Raw genomic sequence first — 22,010 nt, 5'->3', positions numbered from 1 at the left:
TCCGGTTCCCGGGTGATCCTTACCCCGGCGCCTCCACCGCAGGTGGTCCGCGTCGATACAGTCGCCACCTGCCAGCGACGACAGGGGGACAGGTCATGGTAGGGGGGGACGTCGTGCCTGCGCTCACGCGCACGGCCGAGACGGACGCACAAGGACCGGGGGTGCTCGCGGTCGTCGCGGTGCTCGCCCTCGTCGGGATCGGGGCGCTCGTGCTCGTGCGCCGCGCCTCGACGCGTCCACGGGCGCACGACCCGTTGCCCGACGTGGTCCACGCGCTCGCCGAACGCGGCTACCTCGCGCTCGAGCCCTACCACGACAACGGGACGCCCGAGTGGCTGCTGCACCGCCGCCGCCTGCCGGACCGCAACCTCTCGTCGTGCGAGCACGACTGGTACTTCGCGATCTTCGGCACCCGGCTCAGGTCCTCCGTGGTGTGGTCGCAGGTCCGGCCGCCGTCGCTCTGAGTCCCGGGACCGCCCGAGCGCGTCCCCGCCGGCGCGCTCGGGCGTCGTCACCTGGTGGGCGCCTCGAGTGCCGACAGTTCACGCTCGGCGTACAGCCGGTGCTGCCACTCCGCGAGGATCTGCATGTTCGCACCACGCACCGTGATCCCGTCGAGGTTCGACCGTCGGAGCCTCGCACCCGAGAGCTCCACCCGGTCGAGGTGGAGCCGCGCAGGTCCGCGTCCGTGAGGTCGACCATGACCGGACGCCACTGCGGTGCGCCGACACCCGGCTCGGGCGGAGCGGGAATCACGATGACGCCCCACGCGTTGGGCAGGTAGTCTGGACCTGCTCGGCACGTGCTGCGGCACTGCGGTCGCACGGACCGGGCGCTTGATAAAACAACATGGGGGTGATCGGTTTCGACGGTGATCGTCGAGCCAGGAGAAGCGGGTCGAGGACGCACGGTTATCTCGTCAACGCTCCGTGCAAATCATAGGTGCCAATTCCAAGAGCACCGACTTCGCCCTCGCCGCCTGAGCGAGCTTCGAAGTCCGTCGGCCTAAGTACGCTCTCGACTTAGTTCCCGGCGTCATCTAGAGAGCCACTGCTGATCCTCATCGTCAGTGTGAGGATCGGGACTTCTAGCTGACTGGGCCCGTCCGCCTTCCCGTCCGTGGGAGTGGTGGGGGCCGAGAAAATCCATCACGGACTGCACCCGGAGAAGCCCTGGTTCCACGTCATCGGACGCGGGTTCGATTCCCGCCACCTCCACCATGTGAGGCTTAGTAGAACCCTGAGCCGCCGAGACGGCGGTCAGGCACGAGGCCCAGCACGTTGTCACGGAAGAGGCGCGGTCCATCTGGATCGCGCCTCTTCCGTCGTCTGCGTGGTTCGCCGCGAGCGACCGTTCGAACGCTGCGTTGAGCGCCTCGGTGCTCATCTGCCGTCCGACGGCGTCCAGCGCTTCCTGGCCGGCGTAGAGCGCGTCGTAGGGGTCGCGGGCGTGGCTGGCGCTGGCGCTGAGGTTGTCCTCTGGGTCGCGTTCGATGTAGATGGCTTTGTAGATCAGCTGGTTGAGTCGGCGCTTGTTCTCGTCGCTGGCGCCTCGGTAGAGCGTTGTGGCGTCGCGGAGGAGGGTGAGGTGCTGCTCGATGACTCGCTGCCCGGCTTTGAGGTCGGTGTTGACGACGTCGAACTGCTCGGTGAGGCGTTCGCGCTCGCGCTGGATCTTGTATAGGCGTGTCTTGATCCGGTCCTTGGCGATCTCGCCGTCGGCGGCTAGATCGATGAGGTTCTCCTCTTGGGTGTCCAGGCGATTGATCTGCTCGTTGAGCTGGCGTCGGAGCAGGCGTTGGGACTCCTCCTGGTCGGAGACGGCGTCGTCCATGAGGTTGCGGACGAGGTCGACGTAGATCTCGGTGAAGCGCTTGCGGCCGTAGTGCCGCTCGACGGCGTCTTCGATGGCTGTCATCTCGTGGTGTGGTTGGGTGCAGGTGCCGTCGCGTCGGTTGGGGCAGAAGTAGTAGAAGTACTCGGTGCCGTGGCGGTTGAGCACCCGCTGGATGCGCAGCCGCTGGTCTTCGCCGCGTACTCGCTTGCACTCGCCGCAGTAGATGGTGCCTTTGAGGAAGTGGTGGTGGATCCGGCGTCGTTCGCCGGACTTGCCGCGCGACTTCACGATGTCTTGGACGGTGTCGAACAGGTCCTCGTCGATGAGGGCTTCGTGCCGGCCGGGGTACTCCTCGCCCTTGTAGGTCACGATGCCGATGTAGTAGCGGTCCTTGAGCATCTGGTGGAGTTTGTTGACCGAGACGGGTCCGGCGGGACGGCTGGCGGTCGGCCTCGTCAGGAGGCCACGGTCGGTGAGCTCATCGGACAGGTCGTGCAGCGTGTACTCGCCCGTGGCGTACAGCTCGAAGGCGAGCCGCACGTAGGGCGCTCGCTCTTCGTCGACTGCGATGGTGCGGATCTGACGGCCCTCGTAGTGGTCGACGACGTTCTTGTAGCCGAGCTTGGCGACGCCGATCGTGCCGCCGCGCTTGGCCTTCTCGCCCATCTTGTAGGCGATGTCCGCGCCGGATTCGCGGGACTGGTACTCGTTGAAGACCGCGAGCATGCCCTGCATGAGCTGCCCGACCGGTGTCTCGTCGATCGCCTCGGTGGCCGACATCAGGGTGACCCCGAGCTTGGCCAGGTCGACCCCCACGAGAGCCTCGTCGTAGCGGTTGCGCGCTAGTCGGGAGAGCTTGTAGACGATGACGTAGTCGACGTCCTGCTCGGTGCGGATGCGCGCCAGCATCTGCCGGAAGGCGATCCGCTTGCTCATCTCCGTGGCCGAGCGTCCGGGCTCGACATACTCGTCGATGATCGTCAGACCCATCTGGTCGGCCTTGCGGTGGCAGGCCTTGCGCTGGGCGGGCAGCGAGTTGCCCTCCGGGTCGTAGTCGGTCTTGACCTGTCCCGGACTCGACACGCGGATGTAGATCACCGCCCGCTTGCCCGGCGGGATCAGCGTCGGGTCGAAGGTGGCCGCGCGCAGGGCGCCGAGCTCGAGCTGATCCAACGGGGGGAGACGCTCGTCCCAGTCGTCGGCGTCGGCGTGGGGGAGTGGGTCGGTCATGGCGTGAGCTCCGTGTCGACGGTTGGGAAGGTGGTGAGCAGGTTGTATGGGAAGGACCGGCGGCGCATGGTGTCGATTTCACCGTCGCGGCGTAGTTTCCGCCAGGCGTGGAGGCTCAGAACGTAGGGCTGCAGCGCTGCCGCGAACCCGTATTGTTTGACAGCACAACTGACAGCAGTCAGGCCGAGAATCATGCTCATGCAGCGTCGCTCAGCGTCCCGCACAACGGGGGTCGGCAGCACATCTGCACCGTGCAGGCTCCGGCTCTTAAGCAGAATGTCGCGGGTTCGATCCCCGCCTGACCCTCCAGCGAACTGAACCGCCCCGGGTTTAGTGGAGGCTCGGTTCCTTGGTTTCCAGCGTCGTCGACGCCGGGTGTTGACGGTAGTAGTTGGCCTCGTGCTCGGCGGGTGGGATGTCGCCGAGCTCGGTGTGCAGGCGCCGGTTGTTGAACCAGTCGACGTACTCGAGCGTGGCGATCTCGACGTCGTCCAGGGTCCGCCAGGGTCCCTTTCGGCGGATCAGTTCGTTCTTGAACAGCCCGATCGTGGACTCGGCCATCGCGTTGTCATACGCGTCGGCCACCGAGCCGATCGAAGCGCGCATGCCGAGCGCCGCGAGGCGTTCGGTCAGCGCCAGCGAGACGTATTGAGCTCCCGCGTCCGAGTGGTGGATTAGGCCGCTCAGGTCCGTGATCCCGGCCCGCCCGCGGGTCCAGGCAGCCATCTCGAGGGTGTCGGTGACCAGGTCGGCGCGCATGCGGGTGTCGGCCTTCCAGCCCACGATCATCCGCGAGAACACGTCGATGACGAACGCGACGTAGCTGAAGCCGGCCCACGTGCGCACGTAGGTGAAGTCAGCGACCCACAGCTGGTTCGGCGCGGTCGCGGTGAACTCGCGGTTGACCAGGTCGCCTGCGCGAACCCCGTCCTTGGTCGGGATCGTGGTCCGCTTCGCCCGGCCGCGGACCACTCCGCGCAGCCCCTGCTCGCGCATCAGGCGCTCGACCGTGCAGCGCGCGACCGGGTGGCCCACCCGGTGCAGGTGCTTCCACATCTTGCGAGCCCCGTAGACCGAGTAGTTCTGTCGATGCCGCGTGAAGACTGACCCCCTGGCGCCGAGCGAATGTTGACCCCCCTTCGCTGAAGAGTGGAGGAGTGATCACTGTGGAGGACTGGGCTGAGATCCGTCGGCTGCATCGAGCTGAGGGGTTGGGGATCAAGACGATCGCGCGCCGGTTGGGTATCGCGCGGAACACGGTGCGGGTCGCGTTGGCCGCGCACGAGCCACCGAAGTACCACCGCAAGCCTGCGGGTTCGGCGGTCGATGCGTTCGAGCCGGCGATCCGGGAGTTGCTCGGGCAGTTCCCGGACATGCCCGCGACGGTGATCGGTGAGCGGGTCGGGTGGACGGGCTCGTCTTCGGTGCTGCGGGCCCGGGTCGCGTTGCTGCGCCCGTTGTTCCGCGGCGCGGACCCCGCCGACCGCACGACGTATGCGGCCGGGCATATCGTGCAGTGCGACCTGTGGTTCCCGGCCAAGGTGATCCCCGACGGGGCCGGGGCGTGGATCGCGCCGCCGGTGCTGACGATGGTCGCGGCGTACTCCCGGTTCGTGATGGCGGTCATGCTGCCCTCGCGGCTGTCGGGGGACCTGCTGGCCGGGATGTGGCAGCTGCTGGCCGGTCTGGGTGCGGTGCCCAAGACGCTGGTCTGGGACAACGAGGCGGGCATCGGTCAGCACAAGCGCCTGACGTTGCCCGCCCGGACGTTCGCCGGGACGTTGGGGACGCGGATCTATCAGACCGCGGCCCGGGACCCGGAGGCCAAGGGCGTCGTCGAGCGAGCCAACCAGTACTTGCAGACCTCGTTCATGCCCGGGCGCTCGTTCACCGGCGGCGTCGACTTCAACGCCCAGCTCGCGGCGTGGCTGCCGCGCGCGAACGAGCGCAAGGTGCGGGCCACCGGCGCCCGCCCGGTCGACCTGCTCGGCGCGGACCTCGCCGCGATGGGGGCCCTGCCACCGGTCGCGCCGACGAGCGCCCCACCGCTGCGGGTGCGCCTGGCGCGGGACTACTACGTGCGGGTCGCGGGCAACGACTACTCGGTGGACCCGCAGGTCATCGGCCGGTTCGTGGACATCCATCCCGGGCTGGACCGGGTCATGGTCACGTGCGCGGGGCAGGTCGTGGCCGACCACGCCCGGTCCTGGGCGTCCTGGCAGGTCATCACCGACCCCGCGCACGTCGCCGCCGCCGCTGAGCTGCGGACCGCGTTCAAGGACCGCTGCGCCGCGACCCGCGGCCCCGTCACCGCGACGGACGTGGGCTTGCGGGAGTTGAGCGACTACGACGAGATGTTCGCGTTGCCCGTCCCCGCCCCGCGCCCGAACCTGCAGGTCGTGCGGTGAGCGCCACCGGCAAGGACACCGCCGGGCAGATCACGTTCTGCGCCCGTGAGCTCAAGACCCCCGTGATCGCCGACACGTTCGCGACCCTCGGCGACCAGGCCCGCACCGAGGGCTGGACCCACGAGGAATACCTCGCCGCCGTCCTGGGCCGCCAGGTCGCCTCCCGAACCGCGAACGGCACCCGGATGCGGATCTCGGCCGCGCACTTCCCCGCAGTCAAGACCCTGGAGGACTTCACCTTCGAACACCTGCCGGCCGCACCCCGGGACGTGATCGCGCACCTGGCCACGACCACGTTCGTGGCACGCCGAGAGAACGTCGTGCTGCTCGGGCCACCCGGGACCGGCAAGACCCACCTCGCGATCGCGATGGGCATCAAAGCCGCCGAAGCCGCGTTCCCCGTCGCGTTCGACTCCGCGAACGGCTGGCTGACCCGCCTGAGCGACGCCCACGAGCGCGGCAACCTCGAGCGCGAGCTACGCCGCCTGAACCGCTACCGGCTACTGATCATCGACGAGGTCGGCTACCTGCGGTTCGACCCAGCCGCAGCCGCCCTGTTCTTCCAGCTCATCGCGTCCCGCTACGAGACCGGGTCCGTGATCGTGACCTCGAACCTGCCCTTCTCCCGCTGGGGCGAGACCCTCGGCGACGACGTCGTCGCAGCCGCGACCATCGACCGCCTCGTCCATCACGCCCACGTCATCCCCCTGGACGGTGACTCCTACCGCACGCGCGCCCACCGCAAGACCAAGTAGTCAAGACCATCAGGGGGGTCAAAGTTCAACCAGCACCAGGGGGTCAAGATTCGCCCGGCGTTGACATAGTTCGCCGCGTGCTCAGCCGTGATCACCCCGGACAGCGCGGCGTCGCTCAGTGAGCGCGCCGAGGGCGGGCGGGTCTTGGCTGCGTAGTACGTGCTCGGGGCGACCTGCAGGTCCTTGCAGATCGGCTCGACCCCGAACTCGGCACGGTGGTCGTCGATGAACGCCACTACCTGGTCGACGGGCGGTCGAGCTCCGCCGCGAAGAAAGCCGACGCCGACCGCAGAATCGCGTTCGAGCGACGCAGCTCGCGCACCTCTCGCTCGAGCTCGGCGATCCGCTGCGCGTCCGCGGTCGTGGTTCCGGGTCGCTCGCCCGCGTCGATCTCGGCCTGGTTGACCCAGTTCCGCAGCGTCTCGGGGTTGATCCCGAGCTGCTGGCCGACCCGGGCCAACGCTCCGACCCGCGTCGCCCGATCACGACGTAGATCTACCGCCATCCGGATAGCTCGCTCCCGAAGCTCGTCCGGGTACTTCCTCGGTGCAGCCATGACTCTCATCCTCCGGGGATTGAGAGCCTCCATGGAACCCGGGGCGGTTCAGTTGAGAGCAGTAGTGCTTGTGCCCATGCCCGTCATCCTGGCGCCACGACAGCCTTGGCGGGCTGGAGCCCCTGCGCCGGTCACTGCGAGGACTCAACCCGGTCCGCCCACGAGCATCATCAATGTCAGTCGGCTTCCGCGAGCTCCCGGCGCAGCGGAATCGGTTCTGGGTGCTGCTCGTCCCACGGCTGGGCGACGGTCGGCACCATGCGAACCAGGGCGTGTCTGGCCCCGTCCTCGCCGACGAGCCCGTCAGCGAGTTGGCGGACCGCCGTGCGGTTCTCGCTGCGCATCGTTCCGAGCGCCCCTCTCTTCGCCTTCACCGTCACCAGTGCGGTCTCCTCGAGCTCGGCCACGCCCATGTGGTCGTAAAGGAATCCGCGCAGGGCGCTGTTGGTGAAGTCGGCCCTGACTGCCCGAGTGATCTCCTCCCAGAAAGTGTTGCGATCGGTGGAGAGTATTGCGTCGTTCAGTTCCTCGTCGACCGAGCGGTGCGTGGTGATCATCTCGATTGGTTGTGCGAGCACGCCCCAGACCGAAGGGAATACCGGAGCGACCTCCCGCAGGGTCGCTTCGTCGGGCGGGTCCACGGTGAAGCCGCGCTGAATCTCGGGGAGTGCGTCGATGAGGCGCTGTACATAGGAGTCGTGGAGGTGTTCTGCCATGAAGCCCAAGGCGTGCACCGGTACGGCGTGCTCGAACAAGCTGATGAACAGACGACGAACAGCCACGGCGTCGAGGTCATCCGCCGCGATCAGCGCCACCTCTTGGCCCTCTACCCGGCAGTACGGTTCCTCGGCGAGTGAGGTGAACGCGGCGCCTTCATCATCTGTCGGGCAGTCCCCGAGGCTGACGACGCTCCCGTGGAAGAGCCGGTCGATCAGGTTGAGCTTGAGCTCGTGCCGAGCTTCGGCCTGTTTGCGGATGTTCTCCGCGCCGAGGAGTGTGCCGCTGACCGCTCCTGCCAGCGGCGCTTCAAGGTCGGCGAGCCGCCGAGCGGACAGAGGCTGCCCGTGCGCGTCTGAGACCGAGTACTCGTCCTCGTTCCACCACGCCAGCCAGTAGTAAGCGCTGCCGTAGTACGCGGCCTCGAGAGCGGATACCCGCCGTTGGAGGCGAGTCTCGATGGTCGACCGAACATCCACCTCCGACGAGACCTGGCCGTTGCGGGTGGCGTTCTTGAGCAAGAGGTTCCCGTCGACGACGAAGATCCGGTTGTCCCGCTCCCGCAGCGATAGGAAGCTGCCTCGCACGTTCCCGTTGACTCCGCTCAACGCCACGAGCATCCCGAGGGTGCCAGGATTCTCGGCGCGGGCGATGAACAGCTTGCCGAGGAACTTCTGCCATGTTGGCATGCTGACGGGGTCTGCGTAGGCCTTGGCCTCGCAGAGCAGGGGGATCGGGTGCGTCGAGCCGACGACGTCAATCTCGCGGACACCGGTCACGTCGAGCTCGTTACCGCCGGCACCAACGACGTTGGTGTGGACCTGGGCATAGCCCTGGCTTGTGAGCTCTGTGTGGACGAGCGCCTCCAGCTGGGTGCCCTTGTCCTTCGTCGTGACGCCTAGCACGAGCATGGGGAACCTCTCGTCGGGCCGCGACGCAGCGAGCTCGCCGGCCACGAAAGCCGAGGCGCGGCATCGCGGGAAGCGTAGTACGCCGGCTCAGTCACTCCGTCGGGAAAGTGGCTGCCATCGGTGCGGCTGAGGCCGTCGAACAGCAGCGCGACTTATCGCTGGGCGGGGCCCACCCGGTGCCGGGGCGGGACAGACCTGAGAACATCACGGTAGTAATCCCGCCCGACGGCAGGGGGCTACCGCCGACTCGGGGCACGCCGCGTACTGCAGCAACGGGATGCAGGACGGGGTCGCCTTCGCACTCGCGCGGCTCGACACCGGGGTGCGATGAGATGGCAGCAGTCCGCACGTCGAGGGGCAGCCCCCGGTTCGGAGCGGCGTGCCGCTCCGCGTCTCGTCACACTCCGCTACTCGGAGGTGCAGATTCCTGTCTGTGGGAAGTGATACGCATGGACGGCTGTTGACACACGGAGCCAGGAGGACGCGATGGGGGACCAGGACACCGGCGAGTTCTTTACCGACGCCCCGATCACGGAGGCATCCGCGGACAGGTTCGGCCGAGGTCCGTGGGCTCGCAGGATCGCGGCCGCCGTCGCTGCCCAGCGGGACCCCGCGAGCGTGGTCATCGGCATCTACGCGCCCTGGGGAGACGGGAAGACCAGCGCGCTAAATCTCCTCGAGACCGCGCTCCGTGCTGACGAACGCGTGATCCCTGTGCGGTTCAACCCCTGGCGGCTGGGCGACGAGGCGGAGATGTTCCACGGGTTCTTCGCCACCCTCGCCGACGCGGTCGACACGCAGCTCGTGACCACGGGCGAGAGGATCGGCTCCGTTCTGCGCACATACGGCGGGCTCCTGGTACCGCTGCCGGGACTCGGCAGCGCGGCGAAGTCCGCGGCCGATGTACTGGGTGGTGCCCTCTCGGAGGCGACTCTGACCGAGCGCCGGAGCCGGATCGAGAAGGCACTCGCTGACACCGGCACACGGGTGGTCATCCTCATCGACGATCTCGACCGGCTGGACCGCGGCGAGATCCAGGCGATGTTTCGCCTGGTCAAGACTGCAGCCGACTTCTCCCACACCGCGTACATCCTGGCCTTCGACGGCGATGTCGTCGCCGATGCCCTCGCCGAGAGGTACGCGGGCGGCACGGCGCACGGGTCGAGCTTCATGGACAAGATCGTCCAGCTCCCTCTGCACCTGCCGCCGGCATCACCCGGCGACCTGCGGAAGCTCGCGCTCGACGCGGTCGGCGAGGCGCTCGATCAGGCCAAGCTGAATCTGAACGAGAAGGAGGCCGGCGAGTATGTCTCGGTCTTCGACCGTGCGATCGGACCCCGTCTGACGACGCCGCGCGCGACGAAGCGGTACGTGAACGCCCTGCTGTTCGCGCTCCCGATGCAAGACGAGCTCTACGTCCCCGACGTGCTCATGGTCGAAGCCCTGCGCGTCTGCTACCCGACCGTCTACACATGGGTGCGCAGGAACGAGACCCTCGTGCTGAACGCAGCGCGCGACGAGGAGGCGAAGGAGCAGGTTCGGGCTGGCATCACCGAGGCCGTTCAGACGCTCCGGTCGGACGACGTCCCACAGGTCCACGTCCTGCTGCTGGCGATGTTCCCGCGATTGCAGGCCACCTTCGGGAACGTGGCCTGGGGGAGCGACTGGGAAGCGACGTGGACCGAGCAGCGCAGGATCGCCTCGCGCCTGTACTTCAGGCGGTACTTCACCTACAGCATCCCGCCCGGTGAGGTCAGCGATGCCGATATCTCGGCGCTGCTGGAGACGATGGCCGATCCCGGAGCCGAGACGGACGTCATCCTCGAGCGCTCCGAACGGGTGTTCGCAACCAAGGACGCCGGTGCATTGCTGCAGAAGCTCGCGGCGCGCCTACCTGCGCTCGATCAGGTCGCAGCGGCTCGTCTGGCCGCCTGCGTGAGCCTGCACGCCCACCGCTTCTCGACGCGGTCGGGGTTCCTGGGGCTCTCCGAGCTGGAGCGGGCGGCGATCTTGGTCCGCGACCTCATCCGCCAGACACCCGAGGACGAGCGGAGGGGCTTCGTCCGCGAACTCATGGCGGCTGCTCCCCGGCTGCCGTTCGCGATCGATCTCATCCGCTGGCTGCGCCCTCAGGAGCGAGACCCCGAGCGTGCTGTCGTCGACCAGGATACGTGCGATGAGGCCGGCGCCGTCCTTGCGGCGCGTGTGCTCGAGGCGTGGGGCCAACCCGATGTCCTGGATCGCCTCGAGGGCGCCGTCGCGGCGTCGATGCGTGTCGCTGCTGCCTATGGCGACCGGGAGGCGCTCCGGCGGGTGCTCGCCGAGCGGGCGGGCGACGCCACGTCTGCCGTCGAACTGATGCGCGCGTTCCTCGGCCGTTCCTGGGACGCCACCACGGGTGTGCCCACCGTGTCCGAGTTCCGGCGTGAGGGCTACAACGCCCTCGCCGAGTACGTCGACGCGGAGGCGCTGTTCGCAATGGCGCGCGACCGCTACGGCGAGGACGTCGGTAGTGGCGACAAGTACGCGTTCCACGACCTGCCGGGCGATGAGCGCCTGATCAAGGAGTTCGCTAACGTGCACCGGACCGTTCTGGCGGAGCAGCGGAGCGAGAGCGCAGGCGACGGAGCGGACGACGGCGCCACCCCGGACGCCGGGCGGGCAGACGAGGGGATCGGCACCGACTAACATCCGTCGGCCGGACGCACCGGGGACCTCCGCGCGAGCAGAAGCCGGGTTCGGCGAGGCCAGCGAGAAGGTGGCGTGCCCGGAGTCGGCCATGGCCCAGTCCTTGTGCGCACTGGTCATCGGTCTCCTCGTTGCCGAGGGGACCGATGAGGACAGTAGCGAGGACTTGGCGAAGGACGAGGTGATGTCCATGCCGCACACCGTCAGGTGGCGGGGGCGTGACACCGACCTCTCCGCGCAGACTCTCGACACCAGGGGCGACTCGCTCGTCGACGTCAGGGACCTGGATCGACCGTTGGGCGCGAGGAGTGGTTACGCTGCGCCGGCAGAGATGCACCCCCGTGGTTCGAGTGGATCTTCGGGCGGGCCTGGTGGACCGTGATCTGTCGTTGCCGTCCGCAGGTCATCGACGCGGAGCCTGTAGAGGCCGACGTACTAGTGCCACGACATCATCGCTCCGCTGATGATGTTGTTGATCAGGCTCTCGATCAGGACCACAGTCTCCTCGCGCCCCACCACGTAGCCCGTCGGGTGACCGCAACGGTTTCGGGTGTCCAACTTCTCCTCCAAGAGTTTTCGCGCGTTCTTGTTGAAGACTCCGACGTCTTCGCACAGGAGCAGGAAGTTCTTGTCGGTGAGGTGCAGGAGGTCGTTCTTGTGACGGATTCGCCGGTATGTGTTGGCGGTACCGAACCGGGCCTTGTTGGCCGCCTCGATCGTCTTGAATCCATTCGGGTGAGCCTCGATGGTGGTGTAAATGTGCTCCATAGTGGCGGCCCAGACCATGAGGATGGCTCCTCGGTACGCGCCGTGCTCGTAGCAGTCGACGGCCTCGTCGAGGTAGCCGCGGTAGCCCTCCGGCGCGCGATGGGTCGCATCGCGGAGCGAGTGCAGCGCTTCGGCTGGCGCCTGCTTGGCTACGTCGCTGACGGGAATCGCGTACGCGGCCTGAAGAGCGCGAAGGTGTTCAAGCTTACGCAGTTGCGCAGCCTCGTCAGCGGTCATTCTCGTCGACGGGCTTGTCGAGGATGTAGTACGCCATGTTCCGGAAGATTTCTCTGACGGTGTCGGCGGTTGCGTCCGCTGCGATGTGGATCTCCACGTTGACATGCACATTCGGGCTCGTCGACACGGACACCGTTGGCTGTGTTGGAGTAGGTGTCATCGGAGCGGGAGACTTGGCGATCCCCGCCTGAACTGGATCGGTTTCGGGTGTCGGATCGGGGTCTTCCTGCGTGGAGGGCGTCGTGCCGCGCGCGGACGGGCCAGTCACGATCTCGGCGACCTCGGTCAGGTTGAATGCGATCCGCGTCTCCTTTCCTCCACGGCCGACCGTGAACGTCCCCAATCCGGCGCCCTCGACTACGCGGCCGAAGCAGACGGCACCATCCTTGAGGGTCGATCCCTGCAAGTTGCCGAGAGTGTCGGAGTGAGAACTCTCCCAGTACTGACCGATCTCGGCCGCAGTCGCTTCTGACTTGCTCCCGTAGTGGACCCACTCGACGGTTGCCCGGTAGAGGTCAATCGAGGTGATGACCTCCCGCAGAGCAGCTGCCTGGTCGCCGGCAACGAACGTCTGACCACGAGGCGCCAGCTTGATGTTCGCTCCATCGCGCAGGATCAGCCCGAACTCGACCATGGCAGCGATCTTGCGCTCGTCGACAGAGCCGAGTGCCTTCTCGGCCTTCGAGACCTCAACCCACCCGATCTGCCTGGACATGTAACCCAGCACCCTCTGCATGTCATCGACCGACGTCTTGATGGGAATCACGTGTGCCTCCTTGGTCTCGGGTCGCGGAAGCATCATTGCGCGGAGGGCCGACTGAGTTGGGTTGCCTTGCGTGCGTGAGCGTTCGCCCAGAGCGAACATGTTCGAGCGCGGGTGTCGGTTGCGGCAGAGTCGCCTCGCGAGCCGTTCATCGGCACCCGGCCGCACCACTTTCGCGTTGCGGTCGCTGTGGAACGGGGTTGCTACCAGGCAGGAGCCGCCGCCGCGGCTTCAGTGGCGCACGACGGAGCTGTTGCCCTCGCGTCGCTCGATGCCCGCTCGCTCCAGGTGCCGCGCCACAGTCTGTCGGTGGATCCCGAACCGCCGTGCGAGCACGTAGGTCGAGTCGCCCGCGAGGTAGGCCTCGTTGAGCGCCGCGATCAGCTCCTCGGGTAGTTTCGACGCCCGCCTTCTAGGCATTCGAGTGTTTGGATTCCCGTCAGGTGCCTTGACCTCTGTGGCCACCCGAACTCCCAGGATCACGCTCATCTGGCGCGGGTCAGGGTTTGAGTAGCGTTGCAGCAGGTCCACGTGAAGGTCGTCAAGACCTTCGTAGCAGTGCCGACGAGGCCCGTCCCCTGGGGGCGGGCCTCGTCGTCTCCATGTCCCAGTTCACCCGGGCTCACCTGCGTCTGTGGCCGCGCGGCTCCTTCTTCCCCTTGTCGCCGCGGTTCGTGTCCGGTGCCTCGACCTTGGCGGGCTTCTTGGACTTCTTGGGCTTCTTGGGCTCGGACGGCGGTGCGGGGCGAGCAGGCTCGGGCTTCGACGGTGCCTTGGTGTTCTCGACGGACGTCGTCGCGGTCCGCTGTGCCGGTGTCTCCTCGTCGGCCGGCGCGGTCGCCTCCGCCTCGGCGGCGGCCTTCGCCGCAGCCGCGCGCCGCTGGGCCGCCGCGAGCTCGGCCTCGACGTCGTCGAGGGCCGCGTCGATCGCGCGGTAGCGCATCGCCGAGACCTCGCCCTGCTCGACGCCCGCGTCGAGCAGCTCGCGCGTGGAGGCGAGGAGCGTCGAGGCCTCGTCCCAGTCGCCCTGGGCCGCCGCTCGCGTGACTTCCAGCACGGACGCCTGGAGGGTGCGACCGCGCTCCGCGGCGAGCTCGGTGGTGCTCCCGCAGCCCGACGCGCCGAGCAGCGCGAGCGTGAGGGTGAGTGCGACGACGGTGCTGCGCAGACGCGTCATGGCTGCACGCTCTTCTGCAGCTCGGTCAGGGCCGTGCCGAGCCGCCCCTCGACGGCGGGGTACGACGGCGCGTCGGACGGCCCGTCCGACGCCGACACCTGCTGGGCGACGAGCAGCCCACCGGCGGTGAGGAGCAGGGCAGCACCGGCGGAGAGCAACGCGCGGCGCGGGTGGCGCCGGCGGGCCTTCGTCGGCACCGGGGGCGCGGGGACGGCGTCGGTCGGCGGCGCCTCGGCGTGCGGTGCCGCGGTGCGCCGGTGGTGGGTGGCCGGGAGGGGGAGCGTGCGGTCCGGCGAGCCGAGCGCTGCGAGCTCCGTCGCGACCTCGTCGGCGCTCGGGCGCTCGTCGGGCGTCATGAGCGTCATCCGCGTCAGCAGCGCCGCCAGCTCCGGGTCGACGTCGTCGGGGATGTGCGGCGGGGAGATCAGGCGCGCGACCGCGGACTCGGTGGTGGTGCCCGGGAAGGCGGGGCGTCCGGTCAGGCACTCGAGGAGCACGAGGCCGAGCGAGTAGATGTCGCTCGACGGGGCGAGCGCCTCCCCGCGTGCCTGCTCGGGGCTGAGGTAGAGCACCGTGCCGAGCGTCTGACCGGTCCGCGTCAGCCGGGTGCCGTCGATCAGCCGCGCGATGCCGAAGTCGGCGAGCTTGACCGCCGGTCCGCCGGACGCATCGGCCTCGAGCGCGTCGGGATCGGTCAGCAGGATGTTGCCCGGCTTGATGTCGCGATGGATCACGCCCTGGGCGTGCACGACGGCGAGCGCCTCGGCGAGGTCGCGGCCCACGCGGGCGGCCTGGGCGCGGTCGAGCGGGACGCGGCGGAGCCGCTCGGACAACGTGGGACCGTCCACGAGCTCCATGACGAGGTAGTCCTGCTGCCCGCCGTCCGGCCGTTGCTCGGCTCCCGCGTCGTACAGCATGACCAGCGCGGGATGGCTGAGTGCCGCGAGCACGAGCACCTCGGCGCGGTTGCGCATGAGCTCGTCCTCGCCGTGGACCACCGGGAACACCTTGAGTGCGACGTCGCGCTCCAGGAGGACGTCGTGAGCGCGGTGGACGGTCGCCATGCCTCCGTGGCCGAGCACGCCGTCGAGCCGGTACCGACCGTCGAAGACGATCGGCTCCGGTACGTCCGACGAAGGCGCCGTCGGAGGCGAGTCAACGTGTCCCAGCACGACGCCGACGCTAAGCGCGCTCCCGACGACCCGCACGCCGGGAGCCCGGAGATCGCCCGTTCGGGGGTTGACACGCAGTCGCTCACTGGACCTCAGGTGTCGAGGAGGGCGTCCCGGCAGGCGGTGAGGGCGGTGCGCAGGGCGCCGCGCTGCGCCGCGTCGAGACCCGACAGCATGCGGTCGAGGACCGGCGCGACGGCGCTCTCGGCACGGCCCAGGGTGTCCTGCGCGAGCGGGGTCGGGAGCGCGGCGCGCTCGCGGCGGGGGCCGGGTTCGTGCGCGCGCTCGACCATGCCCTGCTTCTCGAGGCCCTGCAGGAGCACGTTCATCGACTGACGGGAGACGAACGTGCGCCGGGCGAGCTCGGAGCTGCTGATGCCGGGCTCGGCGTGCAGGTTGCTGAGGCAGGCGTACTGGGCGACGGTCAGCCCGAGCGGGCGCAGCACCTCGTCCATGCGCTGGTTGAGTGCGGCCTGGGTCGCCTTGACGAGGACCGCGAGCTCGCGGGCGTCGGCGGCGCTGCGCTCGTTCACGTCAGGATCTTGACATACAGCCGGGAATAGGTGTCAACATGTTGACATGACCTCTTCGAGCTCGCCCACCATCGGCCCCGACTTCGTCTCCCTCCAGGTGCGTGACCTGGCCGCTTCCGCCGACTTCTACGAGCGGGTCGTCGGCCTCGCCCGCGTCCCTGCGCCCAACCCCCAGGCGGTCGTCTTCACGAGCGGCACGTCCTCCTTCGCGGTCCGGACACCGCTGCCGGGGTTCGACCTCGACGCGCACCCGCAGCTCGGCGCGGGGGTCGGCATCTGGTTCCACCACCCCGACGCTCTCGCCGTGCACCGACGCGTCGTCGACCACGGTGCCGCGGTGGTGCAGGAGCCGTCCGACGGCCCGTTCGGGACGACGTTCGCGTTCCGCGACCCCGACGGGTACCTGATCACCATCCACTCGAAGGCCTGAACGCCGCTCGACGAGGCGGGCCGCCCACCCCGCACGCGCGAGCTGCCCGACCTCGTCGCGCCCCCGGTGAGGGGGTCGTCCGCGACGGGCTAGCCTCGGGGCGTGGATGAGGCGGCACGGCACGACGAGACGGATCTCCTCACCCGGCTCCGGCGCTACCCCGACCTCGAGGCGCCGAACCTGCACGCGGTCGACGCGACCGACCGGCTGATCCTCGACGAGGCGTCGTCGGCGTTGGGCGCGACCTCGGGCCAGGACGTCGTCGTGATCGGCGACCATCACGGCGCGCTGACGCTCGGTGCGATCGCACGGCACGGGCTGTCCGGCGTGCGGACCCACCAGGACCGCCTGCTGGGCGAGCGCGCGCTGCACGCGAACGCCGAGACCTTGGGAGTCGGCGGCTTCAGGTCGCTCGGGCTGACGCCGGGCCTCGTCTCGGGGGCGCGGCTCGTCCTGCTGCAGCTGCCTCGCTCGCTGGACGCCCTCGACGAGATCGCCGGCCTGGTCGCGGCGCACGCCGAGCCCGACGTGCTCGTCGTCGCGGGAGGCCGGGTCAAGCACATGACGACAGCGATGAACGACGTCCTCCGCCTGCACCTGGATGACGTGCACGCGCGTCTGGCGCGCCAGAAGTCACGCGTCCTCGTCGCGTCCCGACCGCGTCCCGCCGACGAACGCCCGGCGGTCACCTGGCCCCGGCGGGAGTACCACCCCGACCTCGATGTCACCGTCTGCGCCCATGGCGGCACGTTCGCGGGGACGAGCGTCGACATCGGCACGCGCGCGCTGCTGCGGCACCTCGACGAGATGCCGCACGACGCGACCACCGCGCTCGACCTCGGCTGCGGGACCGGGGTGCTGGCCGCGCTGCTCGCGCGTGCGCGGGCCGGGCTGACGGTGACGGCGACCGACGAGTCGGCGGCCGCGGTGGCGTCCGCACGCGCGACCGCCGCGGCCAACGGGGTGCAGGGCAGGGTCGTCGTCGCGCGCGCCGACGGCGCGGACGTCCTGCCGGACGCGAGCGTGGACCTCGTCCTGCTGAACCCGCCGTTCCACGTCGGCGCGGCCGTGCACGCGGGGATCGCTCAGTCGCTGTTCGCCGAGGCCGCGCGCGTGCTACGCCCCGGCGGGCAGCTGTGGGCCGTGTGGAACTCGCACCTGCGCTACCGCTCCGCGCTCGAGCGTGTCGTCGGCCCCACGCGCCAGCTCGGCCGTGACCCGAAGTTCACGGTGACGGCCTCCACCCGAACGCGGCACTGAGTGACTTTCCCCCGGTCTGGGCACGCTCGCACGTGGGCGTCAGGCCATGGGAAACGCCTGGGCGAGGAGACGGTGCAGCTCGTCCACGGCCGAGGGCGCGAGTGCTCCGTGCACCGTCAGGTGCTCGTAGGCCTTCCTTGGCCAGAGAACGTGCACACCGTCGACCTGGAACGAGCCGCCGATGAGTGGCCAGTCCGCCTCGACGAAGCACAGCACGCCGCGCACCGGGACCGAGCCGTGGCCCGCCGTGGCGAGAGCGTCGCGGACCAGCGAGACCTGCTTGTGGACGCCTTGGACGAGCGAGGTGCAGTCGCGGGAGCCGACGACGAGCCGCGCGGTGCGCGGCCTCAGGATCCCGCCCTCGACCCGCAGCGAAGGGCGACCCTTGTAGCGCTTCGCGTCGATGACGAACACGCCTGAAGGACCTACGGCGATGTGGTCGATGTTGGCGCGCGTGCGCGGGATCCGGCGGTCGTGCAGAATCCGCACGCCCCTGTCGGCGAGGGCGTCGAGCCCGCGACCGAGCATCTCCTCACCCTTCGCGCCACGCGCCCACGCGGTGGTGCTCTGTGGCTCGTCCGAGAGGGCGAGGATCAGCCCGCCCACACGCGGGTGTGCCTCGCGGATGCGCTTCTCACGTGCGGCGCTGCGCCGCTCGTACTCACGTCGCGCGCTGCCGCCGGCGCGTCCGGCGTCGACCTCGGCAGGGGGCGCCGCGGGTACGGGCTCAACCACGTCCGGTCGAGGCTCGGGCGTGGGGCACTCCACGCACGTCACCGTTCTCGTGCTCGCGTCGTAGACCGCTCTGACGCCCGCCTCGAGCGTGGTCCCGCACGTCCGACATGCACCGGCGTAGCGCAGACGCATCGTCTTCGGACCTCGGGGGAGCGCGTCGCTGCTCGTCGCCATGCCAGGTGCATCGACAGGTCTCGCCTGCCCCTTGACGACCGACGCGCGCCCCGGTCGACCCGTCATCCGGGGCGATCGTCGTTATCGTCACCGCAGGAGACCGGTGCCGACGACGGCCCTGCACCCCCGAGGAGACGACGATGTCCGCTGACCAGCTCACGTTCGACAACCCCGTCGAGCGCCACAGGCACATCAAGCCTCACGCGTCGTGGCAGCCGCTGCCGGGGCTGGACGCGGAGCTCGACCCGAAGGCGGACCACGGCGAGACCAGCTACCGGGGGACCGGGCGGCTCCCGGGGCGCAAGGCGCTCGTCACGGGTGGGGACTCGGGCATCGGGGCCGCGGTGGCGATCGCGTTCGCGCGCGAGGGTGCCGACGTGGCGCTGAGCTACCTGCCCGAGGAGCAGGTGGACGCGGAGGCGATCGCGGAGGTGGTCCGGGCCGAGGGGCGCAAGGCGGTGCTGCTGCCGGGTGACATCCGGGACCGGGAGTTCTGCCGCACGCTCGTCGCGGACGCCGTCGCGGGGCTGGGCGGGCTGGACATCCTGGTGAACAACGCCGCGCACCAGGTGTACCACCCGTCGTTCGACGAGCTCGACGAGGCGGACCTGGACCGCACCATCCAGACGAACGTGTACGCGATGTTCTGGATCACGCGTGACGCGCTGCCGCACCTGCCGCCGGGCTCGACGATCATCAACAGCACGTCGGTGCAGGGCTACAACCCGTCGCCGATGATCATCAACTACGCGTCGACGAAGTTCGCGATCATCGGGTTCACCAAGGCGCTCGCGGCCGACCTCGCGCCGCGCGGGATCCGCGTCAACGCGGTCGCGCCGGGGCCGGTGTGGACGCCGCTGCAGGTCTCGGACGGGCAGCCGGCGGAGAAGCTGGAGGGGTTCGGCGAGTCGTCGTGGCTGGGTCGCACGAGCCAGCCGGTCGAGCAGGCACCGGCGTACGTGTTCCTCGCGTCGCCGGAGTCCAGCTTCGTCGTCGGTGAGGTCATCAACGTCAACGGCGGCGCGAACGTGCCGTGACGCGCGGCTCGTCGTCGCCGGATATCGGTCCTTTGGTCCTCGCGGCGATCCCGGGCGGCGTCGACGCGGTCGTCGTCGCGACGCGTCCCGAGCACGCGCGTGCGACGGACCCTCACCGGCCGCGTCCCGCGCACCGTGTGACGGCTCAGCCCTGCGCGAGCCGACGGCGGACGAGCGCGTAGACCCGGCCGAGGTTGATGGTCCAGCCGACCCCGAAGACCCGCGGGCCGACGAGGTGCTCGGCCTCGGGGTCCCACATGCGCTCGCGGAACCGGGACGGGGTCGGCGGGCGCAGCTCGTAGGGGACGAAGCCCGCGACGACGCCGTGCCACGTCCGCTCGTCGCCCGGCTTGCGCAGCTCCTTGACGACCGCGGCGACGACGAGCGCTGCGCCGACGACCCGGATGACGTCCTTGACGCCGCCCTTGCGGCGGCGGTCCTTGCCTCGGGTGGTCATGCGCCCTCCTCGTGTCGGCCGTCTGCGTTCATCATCCACCCGGGGTGGGTGCGTGGCGACGGCCCGCGGGGCAGGTCAGGGCGACGGGGTTCGCAGGACGCCGAACATCGTGCGGCGGCGCAGGCGGAACCCCAACCGCTCGTAGACGGCGATCGCGCCGGTGTTCGACTCCGCGGCGTGCAGCATCGCGCGGTCGCCACGCTCGTGCACCTGGTGCGCGACGTCCAGCACGAGGCGCGTCGCGAGCCCCTGGCCGCGGTGCTCCGCGTCGGTGCACACCGCGCTGATCTCCGTCCAACCGGTCGGCCTCAGACGCTCGCCGGCCATCGCGACGAGCCGGCCCTCGCGGCGGATCCCGACGTACCGGCCGAGCTCGTAGGTGCGCGGTGCGAACGGGCCGGGCTGCGTGCGCTCCACGAGCGCGAGCATCTCCGGCACATCGTCGGCGCCGAGCACCACGGCCTCGTCGTCGGGGCGGGTCCGCAGCGCGTCGGTCTCGACGAGCTGGACGCCGCCCCCGCGCCGCACGACCTCCCAGCCGGGTGGCAGCTCCTGGTCGTCCCCCGAGACGGGGAACAGGGCGCCGGGGCCGACGAGGTCGACGATCGCGTCCCACACGTCCGGGTGCCGCCAGTCGCGCACCGCGGTGAACGGAGAGACCTGCGGGTCGTACCGGCGCACGAGGCCGCCGCCCTGCGCGAAGCGCGCGTGCGCTCCGGTCAGCGCGCTCCAGGCGGGGTTGTCGAGCACTCTCGCGTCGATCGTCGTCACCGTCTCGGTCGCCACCGGCATCCCCTCGTCGTGTAGGACCGGATCGTAGGCCCGCGGTCGCGCGCCGCAACGATCTCGTCGCGTGGTCCCACGCGATGAGACAGCGTCCGGGACTACGCGCGTCGGGCGCGGTGTTGGTGACGACGTGAGGAGGCGGCGATGACAGGGACAGCCAGCACCGCGACGGCGAGCACCACCACGGGGTGGGTCGATCCGCGCGAGCAGATCGAGTTCGGTGTCCTGATGGCCAACGGCCGGCTCGCGGGGCGCAGGTTCGCCTCGCGCCACGAGGCGGAGCGGTGGGCGCAGGACGACGAGCAGGTCGTCGAGTACAACCTCGTCTGCGAGTGCGCGGTCTGAGACGATCCGCCCGACCGTCGTGCGTGGCACGGACATGACGAGGGCCGACCACGCGACGCTGCGTGGCCGGCCCTCCGCTGGGTGGGGTCGGGTCAGACCCGGACCTGGACGACGGCCGCCGCGTCGGTGCTGAGGCCGCTGAAGTCCGGCGGGTTGAGCGCCGAGGAGATGATGCCGAGCACGACGAGCACGCCCGTCACGATCCACGCGAGCTTCTTGTGCTGGTCGTAGCCCTGCAGCGGGCGGCCGAACTTGTCCTTCTGCGCGCCCGCGAGCACCAGGATCAGGTCGACGAGCGCCCAGATGCCGCAGCCGCCGAGCGTGAGGAGCTTGGCGATGCCGGTGCCGACCTTGCCGAGGTAGAACCGGTCGATGCCGAGGACACCCAGGAAGTAGGCCAGCAGCCACGTCGCGATGAACGACTTGTCGGACTCGCCGACGGGTGCGCCCGGGTACACGGGTGCGCCCTGGGGGCCGCCGTACACGGGCGGTCCGGCGGGGTACGCGGAGGGCTGCTGCGGGTAGGGCTGGCGGTCGCCGCCGGGGGGCGTCGCGGGGCCGGGGTAGTCCGAGGACACGGTCTCTCCAGGATGTCGGGGTGCATCGGGCCGTCGCGGGCAGCGCCCGCTCCGTCGCGGGAACCGTAGCGGGCCGCGGGCCGACCCGCGGGCGCTTCGGCCGAACCGCCCCTGAAGGTGATCGGATCGTGACCCGCCGGGCGGTAACCGGCCGGCTACGCGCTGCCTCGAGCCTCCTGCTCGAGACGGTCGCGGTCCAGGATCGCGGTCCAGCGGCGCCCGGACGCGACGACCCCCTGCTGCTTCCACCCGCTCATGACGCGCGAGACGGACTCGGGCGTCGTGCGTGCCAGCGCCGCCAGGTCCGCGCGCGACAGCGGGACCTCGAGCAGCAGACCCTCGCCCGGCCGGTCCCGGCCCACCTTGTCGGCGAGCCGCAGGAGCGCGGTCGCGACGCGCTGCGGCACCGTGTCGGTGCTCTGCCCGCCGATGTCGTCGTGCGCGCGGGCGAGGCGGG

At 69.7% G+C, this 22,010-nt stretch carries 23 protein-coding genes, 1 other RNA gene, 2 pseudogenes and 1 other annotated feature; of the genes and pseudogenes, 10 read left to right on the top strand and 16 right to left on the bottom strand.

The annotated features are described in order from the left end of the window. Window positions 1-113: 113 nt before the first annotated feature. The 3 genes from CUD01_RS13635 to CUD01_RS16875 all read left to right on the top strand — a co-directional run bounded on the left by CUD01_RS13635 (window position 114) and on the right by CUD01_RS16875 (window position 1,683). Window positions 114-464, top strand: a complete 351-nt coding sequence (locus CUD01_RS13635; RefSeq protein WP_166772097.1) for a hypothetical protein — start codon at window positions 114-116, stop codon at window positions 462-464. Between the two features lie 387 nt (window positions 465-851). Then, window positions 852-1,220, top strand: a transfer-messenger RNA (tmRNA) gene (gene ssrA / locus CUD01_RS13630). Between the two features lie 112 nt (window positions 1,221-1,332). Beyond that, window positions 1,333-1,683: a hypothetical protein gene (locus CUD01_RS16875; protein ID WP_208405411.1), complete on the top strand. Its 351-nt coding sequence runs from the start codon at window positions 1,333-1,335 to the stop codon at window positions 1,681-1,683. Window positions 1,684-1,944: 261 nt separating this feature from the next. Here CUD01_RS16875 and CUD01_RS17410 read toward each other — a convergent pair. The 3 genes and pseudogenes from CUD01_RS17410 to CUD01_RS13615 form a co-directional block, all read right to left on the bottom strand. Continuing rightward, window positions 1,945-3,066: pseudogene (locus tag CUD01_RS17410) on the bottom strand (recombinase family protein); the annotation flags it as partial. Then, complete coding sequence (locus tag CUD01_RS13620; RefSeq protein WP_141321839.1) at window positions 3,063-3,266, bottom strand: hypothetical protein; 204 nt, start codon at window positions 3,264-3,266, stop codon at window positions 3,063-3,065. The pseudogene CUD01_RS17410 and the gene CUD01_RS13620, both read right to left, overlap by 4 nt. 130 nt (window positions 3,267-3,396) lie before the next feature. Then, window positions 3,397-4,158: pseudogene (locus CUD01_RS13615) on the bottom strand (IS3 family transposase); the annotation flags it as partial. A gap of 65 nt (window positions 4,159-4,223) precedes the next feature. Between CUD01_RS13615 and istA the strand changes: the two are divergent. Together istA and istB are read left to right on the top strand one after the other, a co-directional pair. Further along, complete coding sequence (gene istA / locus CUD01_RS13610) at window positions 4,224-5,474, top strand: IS21 family transposase (RefSeq protein WP_371860796.1); 1,251 nt, start codon at window positions 4,224-4,226, stop codon at window positions 5,472-5,474. Beyond that, entirely contained in the window at window positions 5,471-6,229 is a 759-nt protein-coding gene (gene istB / locus CUD01_RS13605; protein ID WP_141321833.1) for an IS21-like element helper ATPase IstB, read from the top strand. Before istA ends, istB begins: the two co-directional genes overlap by 4 nt. A 164-nt stretch (window positions 6,230-6,393) precedes the next feature. After that, window positions 6,394-6,507, bottom strand: a sequence feature (AL1L pseudoknot). On the opposite strand, the gene CUD01_RS13600 is transcribed toward istB, so the two are convergent. Both CUD01_RS13600 and CUD01_RS13595 read right to left on the bottom strand, forming a co-directional pair. Further along, entirely contained in the window at window positions 6,465-6,785 is a 321-nt protein-coding gene (locus tag CUD01_RS13600) for a transposase (RefSeq protein WP_166772098.1), read from the bottom strand. It overlaps the preceding feature by 43 nt. Before the next feature lie 176 nt (window positions 6,786-6,961). Continuing rightward, window positions 6,962-8,458: a hypothetical protein gene (locus CUD01_RS13595; RefSeq protein ID WP_141321829.1), complete on the bottom strand. Its 1,497-nt coding sequence runs from the start codon at window positions 8,456-8,458 to the stop codon at window positions 6,962-6,964. Window positions 8,459-8,899: 441 nt separating this feature from the next. Between CUD01_RS13595 and CUD01_RS13590 the strand changes: the two genes are divergently transcribed. Then, on the top strand, window positions 8,900-11,101 hold the full coding sequence (locus tag CUD01_RS13590; RefSeq protein WP_141321827.1) for a KAP family P-loop NTPase fold protein: 2,202 nt from the start codon (window positions 8,900-8,902) through the stop codon (window positions 11,099-11,101). Between the two features lie 435 nt (window positions 11,102-11,536). Here CUD01_RS13590 and CUD01_RS13585 read toward each other — a convergent pair whose 3' ends face one another. From CUD01_RS13585 to CUD01_RS13560, 6 genes are all read right to left on the bottom strand, one after another. Beyond that, the gene (locus CUD01_RS13585) at window positions 11,537-12,106 is read right to left on the bottom strand and encodes a hypothetical protein (RefSeq protein ID WP_141321825.1); all 570 of its coding nucleotides are present in this window, start codon (window positions 12,104-12,106) and stop codon (window positions 11,537-11,539) included. Beyond that, complete coding sequence (locus CUD01_RS13580; RefSeq protein ID WP_141321823.1) at window positions 12,096-12,872, bottom strand: hypothetical protein; 777 nt, start codon at window positions 12,870-12,872, stop codon at window positions 12,096-12,098. Before CUD01_RS13580 ends, CUD01_RS13585 begins: the two co-directional genes overlap by 11 nt. A gap of 228 nt (window positions 12,873-13,100) precedes the next feature. Next, window positions 13,101-13,400: a helix-turn-helix domain-containing protein gene (locus CUD01_RS13575; RefSeq protein ID WP_141321821.1), complete on the bottom strand. Its 300-nt coding sequence runs from the start codon at window positions 13,398-13,400 to the stop codon at window positions 13,101-13,103. Window positions 13,401-13,491: 91 nt separating this feature from the next. Continuing rightward, the gene (locus CUD01_RS13570; protein ID WP_141321819.1) at window positions 13,492-14,046 is read right to left on the bottom strand and encodes a hypothetical protein; all 555 of its coding nucleotides are present in this window, start codon (window positions 14,044-14,046) and stop codon (window positions 13,492-13,494) included. Continuing rightward, window positions 14,043-15,218 (bottom strand): serine/threonine-protein kinase, encoded by a 1,176-nt coding sequence (locus CUD01_RS13565; protein ID WP_244937786.1) that lies wholly within the window; start codon window positions 15,216-15,218, stop codon window positions 14,043-14,045. The genes CUD01_RS13570 and CUD01_RS13565 overlap by 4 nt, the downstream gene beginning before the upstream one ends. 92 nt (window positions 15,219-15,310) lie before the next feature. Continuing rightward, window positions 15,311-15,751, bottom strand: coding sequence for a MarR family winged helix-turn-helix transcriptional regulator (locus CUD01_RS13560; RefSeq protein ID WP_244937785.1), 441 nt, complete (start codon window positions 15,749-15,751; stop codon window positions 15,311-15,313). Between the two features lie 46 nt (window positions 15,752-15,797). Between CUD01_RS13560 and CUD01_RS13555 the strand changes: the two genes are divergently transcribed. Together CUD01_RS13555 and CUD01_RS13550 are read left to right on the top strand one after the other, a co-directional pair. Beyond that, on the top strand, window positions 15,798-16,181 hold the full coding sequence (locus tag CUD01_RS13555) for a VOC family protein (RefSeq protein ID WP_141321817.1): 384 nt from the start codon (window positions 15,798-15,800) through the stop codon (window positions 16,179-16,181). Between the two features lie 102 nt (window positions 16,182-16,283). Further along, window positions 16,284-17,441 carry a methyltransferase gene (locus CUD01_RS13550; RefSeq protein ID WP_141321815.1) on the top strand — a complete coding sequence of 386 codons (1,158 nt, stop codon included), beginning with the start codon at window positions 16,284-16,286 and terminating at the stop codon, window positions 17,439-17,441. Between the two features lie 39 nt (window positions 17,442-17,480). Here the strand turns inward: CUD01_RS13550 and CUD01_RS13545 are convergent, their stop codons facing one another. After that, window positions 17,481-18,176, bottom strand: a complete 696-nt coding sequence (locus tag CUD01_RS13545) for a nuclease-related domain-containing protein (protein WP_232514611.1) — start codon at window positions 18,174-18,176, stop codon at window positions 17,481-17,483. A gap of 314 nt (window positions 18,177-18,490) precedes the next feature. Here CUD01_RS13545 and CUD01_RS13540 point away from each other — a divergent pair, with 314 nt between their 5' ends. Further along, a complete protein-coding gene (locus CUD01_RS13540; RefSeq protein WP_094179567.1) occupies window positions 18,491-19,387 on the top strand; it encodes an SDR family oxidoreductase in 897 nt (298 codons plus the stop codon). Window positions 19,388-19,532: 145 nt separating this feature from the next. Here the strand turns inward: CUD01_RS13540 and CUD01_RS13535 are convergent, their stop codons facing one another. Both CUD01_RS13535 and CUD01_RS13530 read right to left on the bottom strand, forming a co-directional pair. Then, entirely contained in the window at window positions 19,533-19,844 is a 312-nt protein-coding gene (locus tag CUD01_RS13535; protein WP_141321813.1) for a DUF5808 domain-containing protein, read from the bottom strand. A gap of 75 nt (window positions 19,845-19,919) precedes the next feature. Next, on the bottom strand, window positions 19,920-20,636 hold the full coding sequence (locus CUD01_RS13530) for a GNAT family N-acetyltransferase (RefSeq protein ID WP_141321811.1): 717 nt from the start codon (window positions 20,634-20,636) through the stop codon (window positions 19,920-19,922). Window positions 20,637-20,774: 138 nt separating this feature from the next. Here CUD01_RS13530 and CUD01_RS13525 point away from each other — a divergent pair, with 138 nt between their 5' ends. Further along, window positions 20,775-20,975 carry a hypothetical protein gene (locus CUD01_RS13525; protein ID WP_141321809.1) on the top strand — a complete coding sequence of 67 codons (201 nt, stop codon included), beginning with the start codon at window positions 20,775-20,777 and terminating at the stop codon, window positions 20,973-20,975. Between the two features lie 92 nt (window positions 20,976-21,067). On the opposite strand, the gene CUD01_RS13520 is transcribed toward CUD01_RS13525, so the two are convergent. Both CUD01_RS13520 and CUD01_RS13515 read right to left on the bottom strand, forming a co-directional pair. Continuing rightward, window positions 21,068-21,553, bottom strand: coding sequence for a TM2 domain-containing protein (locus CUD01_RS13520; protein ID WP_141321807.1), 486 nt, complete (start codon window positions 21,551-21,553; stop codon window positions 21,068-21,070). A 155-nt stretch (window positions 21,554-21,708) separates the two neighbouring features. Next, on the bottom strand, window positions 21,709-22,010 hold a 302-nt coding region (locus tag CUD01_RS13515; protein ID WP_141321805.1), incomplete at its 5' end, for a Crp/Fnr family transcriptional regulator.

Source organism: Cellulomonas uda, from assembly GCF_006538705.1.
Taxonomy (GTDB): Bacteria; Actinomycetota; Actinomycetes; order Actinomycetales; family Cellulomonadaceae; genus Cellulomonas; species Cellulomonas uda.
The sequence above is the reverse complement of the archived record's forward strand: the minus strand, read 5'-3'. Positions and strand labels throughout refer to the sequence as shown.

Coding starts and splice junctions, on each gene's coding strand:
- CUD01_RS13555 (WP_141321817.1), top strand. CDS start 15,798: ATGACCTCTTCGAGCTCGCCCACCATCGGCCCCGACTTCGTCTCCCTC.
- CUD01_RS13570 (WP_141321819.1), bottom strand. CDS start 14,046: ATGACGCGTCTGCGCAGCACCGTCGTCGCACTCACCCTCACGCTCGCG.
- CUD01_RS13530 (WP_141321811.1), bottom strand. CDS start 20,636: ATGCCGGTGGCGACCGAGACGGTGACGACGATCGACGCGAGAGTGCTC.
- CUD01_RS13600 (WP_166772098.1), bottom strand. CDS start 6,785: ATGGCTGCACCGAGGAAGTACCCGGACGAGCTTCGGGAGCGAGCTATC.
- CUD01_RS13620 (WP_141321839.1), bottom strand. CDS start 3,266: ATGAGCATGATTCTCGGCCTGACTGCTGTCAGTTGTGCTGTCAAACAA.
- CUD01_RS13585 (WP_141321825.1), bottom strand. CDS start 12,106: ATGACCGCTGACGAGGCTGCGCAACTGCGTAAGCTTGAACACCTTCGC.
- CUD01_RS13535 (WP_141321813.1), bottom strand. CDS start 19,844: ATGACCACCCGAGGCAAGGACCGCCGCCGCAAGGGCGGCGTCAAGGAC.
- CUD01_RS13525 (WP_141321809.1), top strand. CDS start 20,775: ATGACAGGGACAGCCAGCACCGCGACGGCGAGCACCACCACGGGGTGG.
- CUD01_RS13540 (WP_094179567.1), top strand. CDS start 18,491: ATGTCCGCTGACCAGCTCACGTTCGACAACCCCGTCGAGCGCCACAGG.
- CUD01_RS13590 (WP_141321827.1), top strand. CDS start 8,900: ATGGGGGACCAGGACACCGGCGAGTTCTTTACCGACGCCCCGATCACG.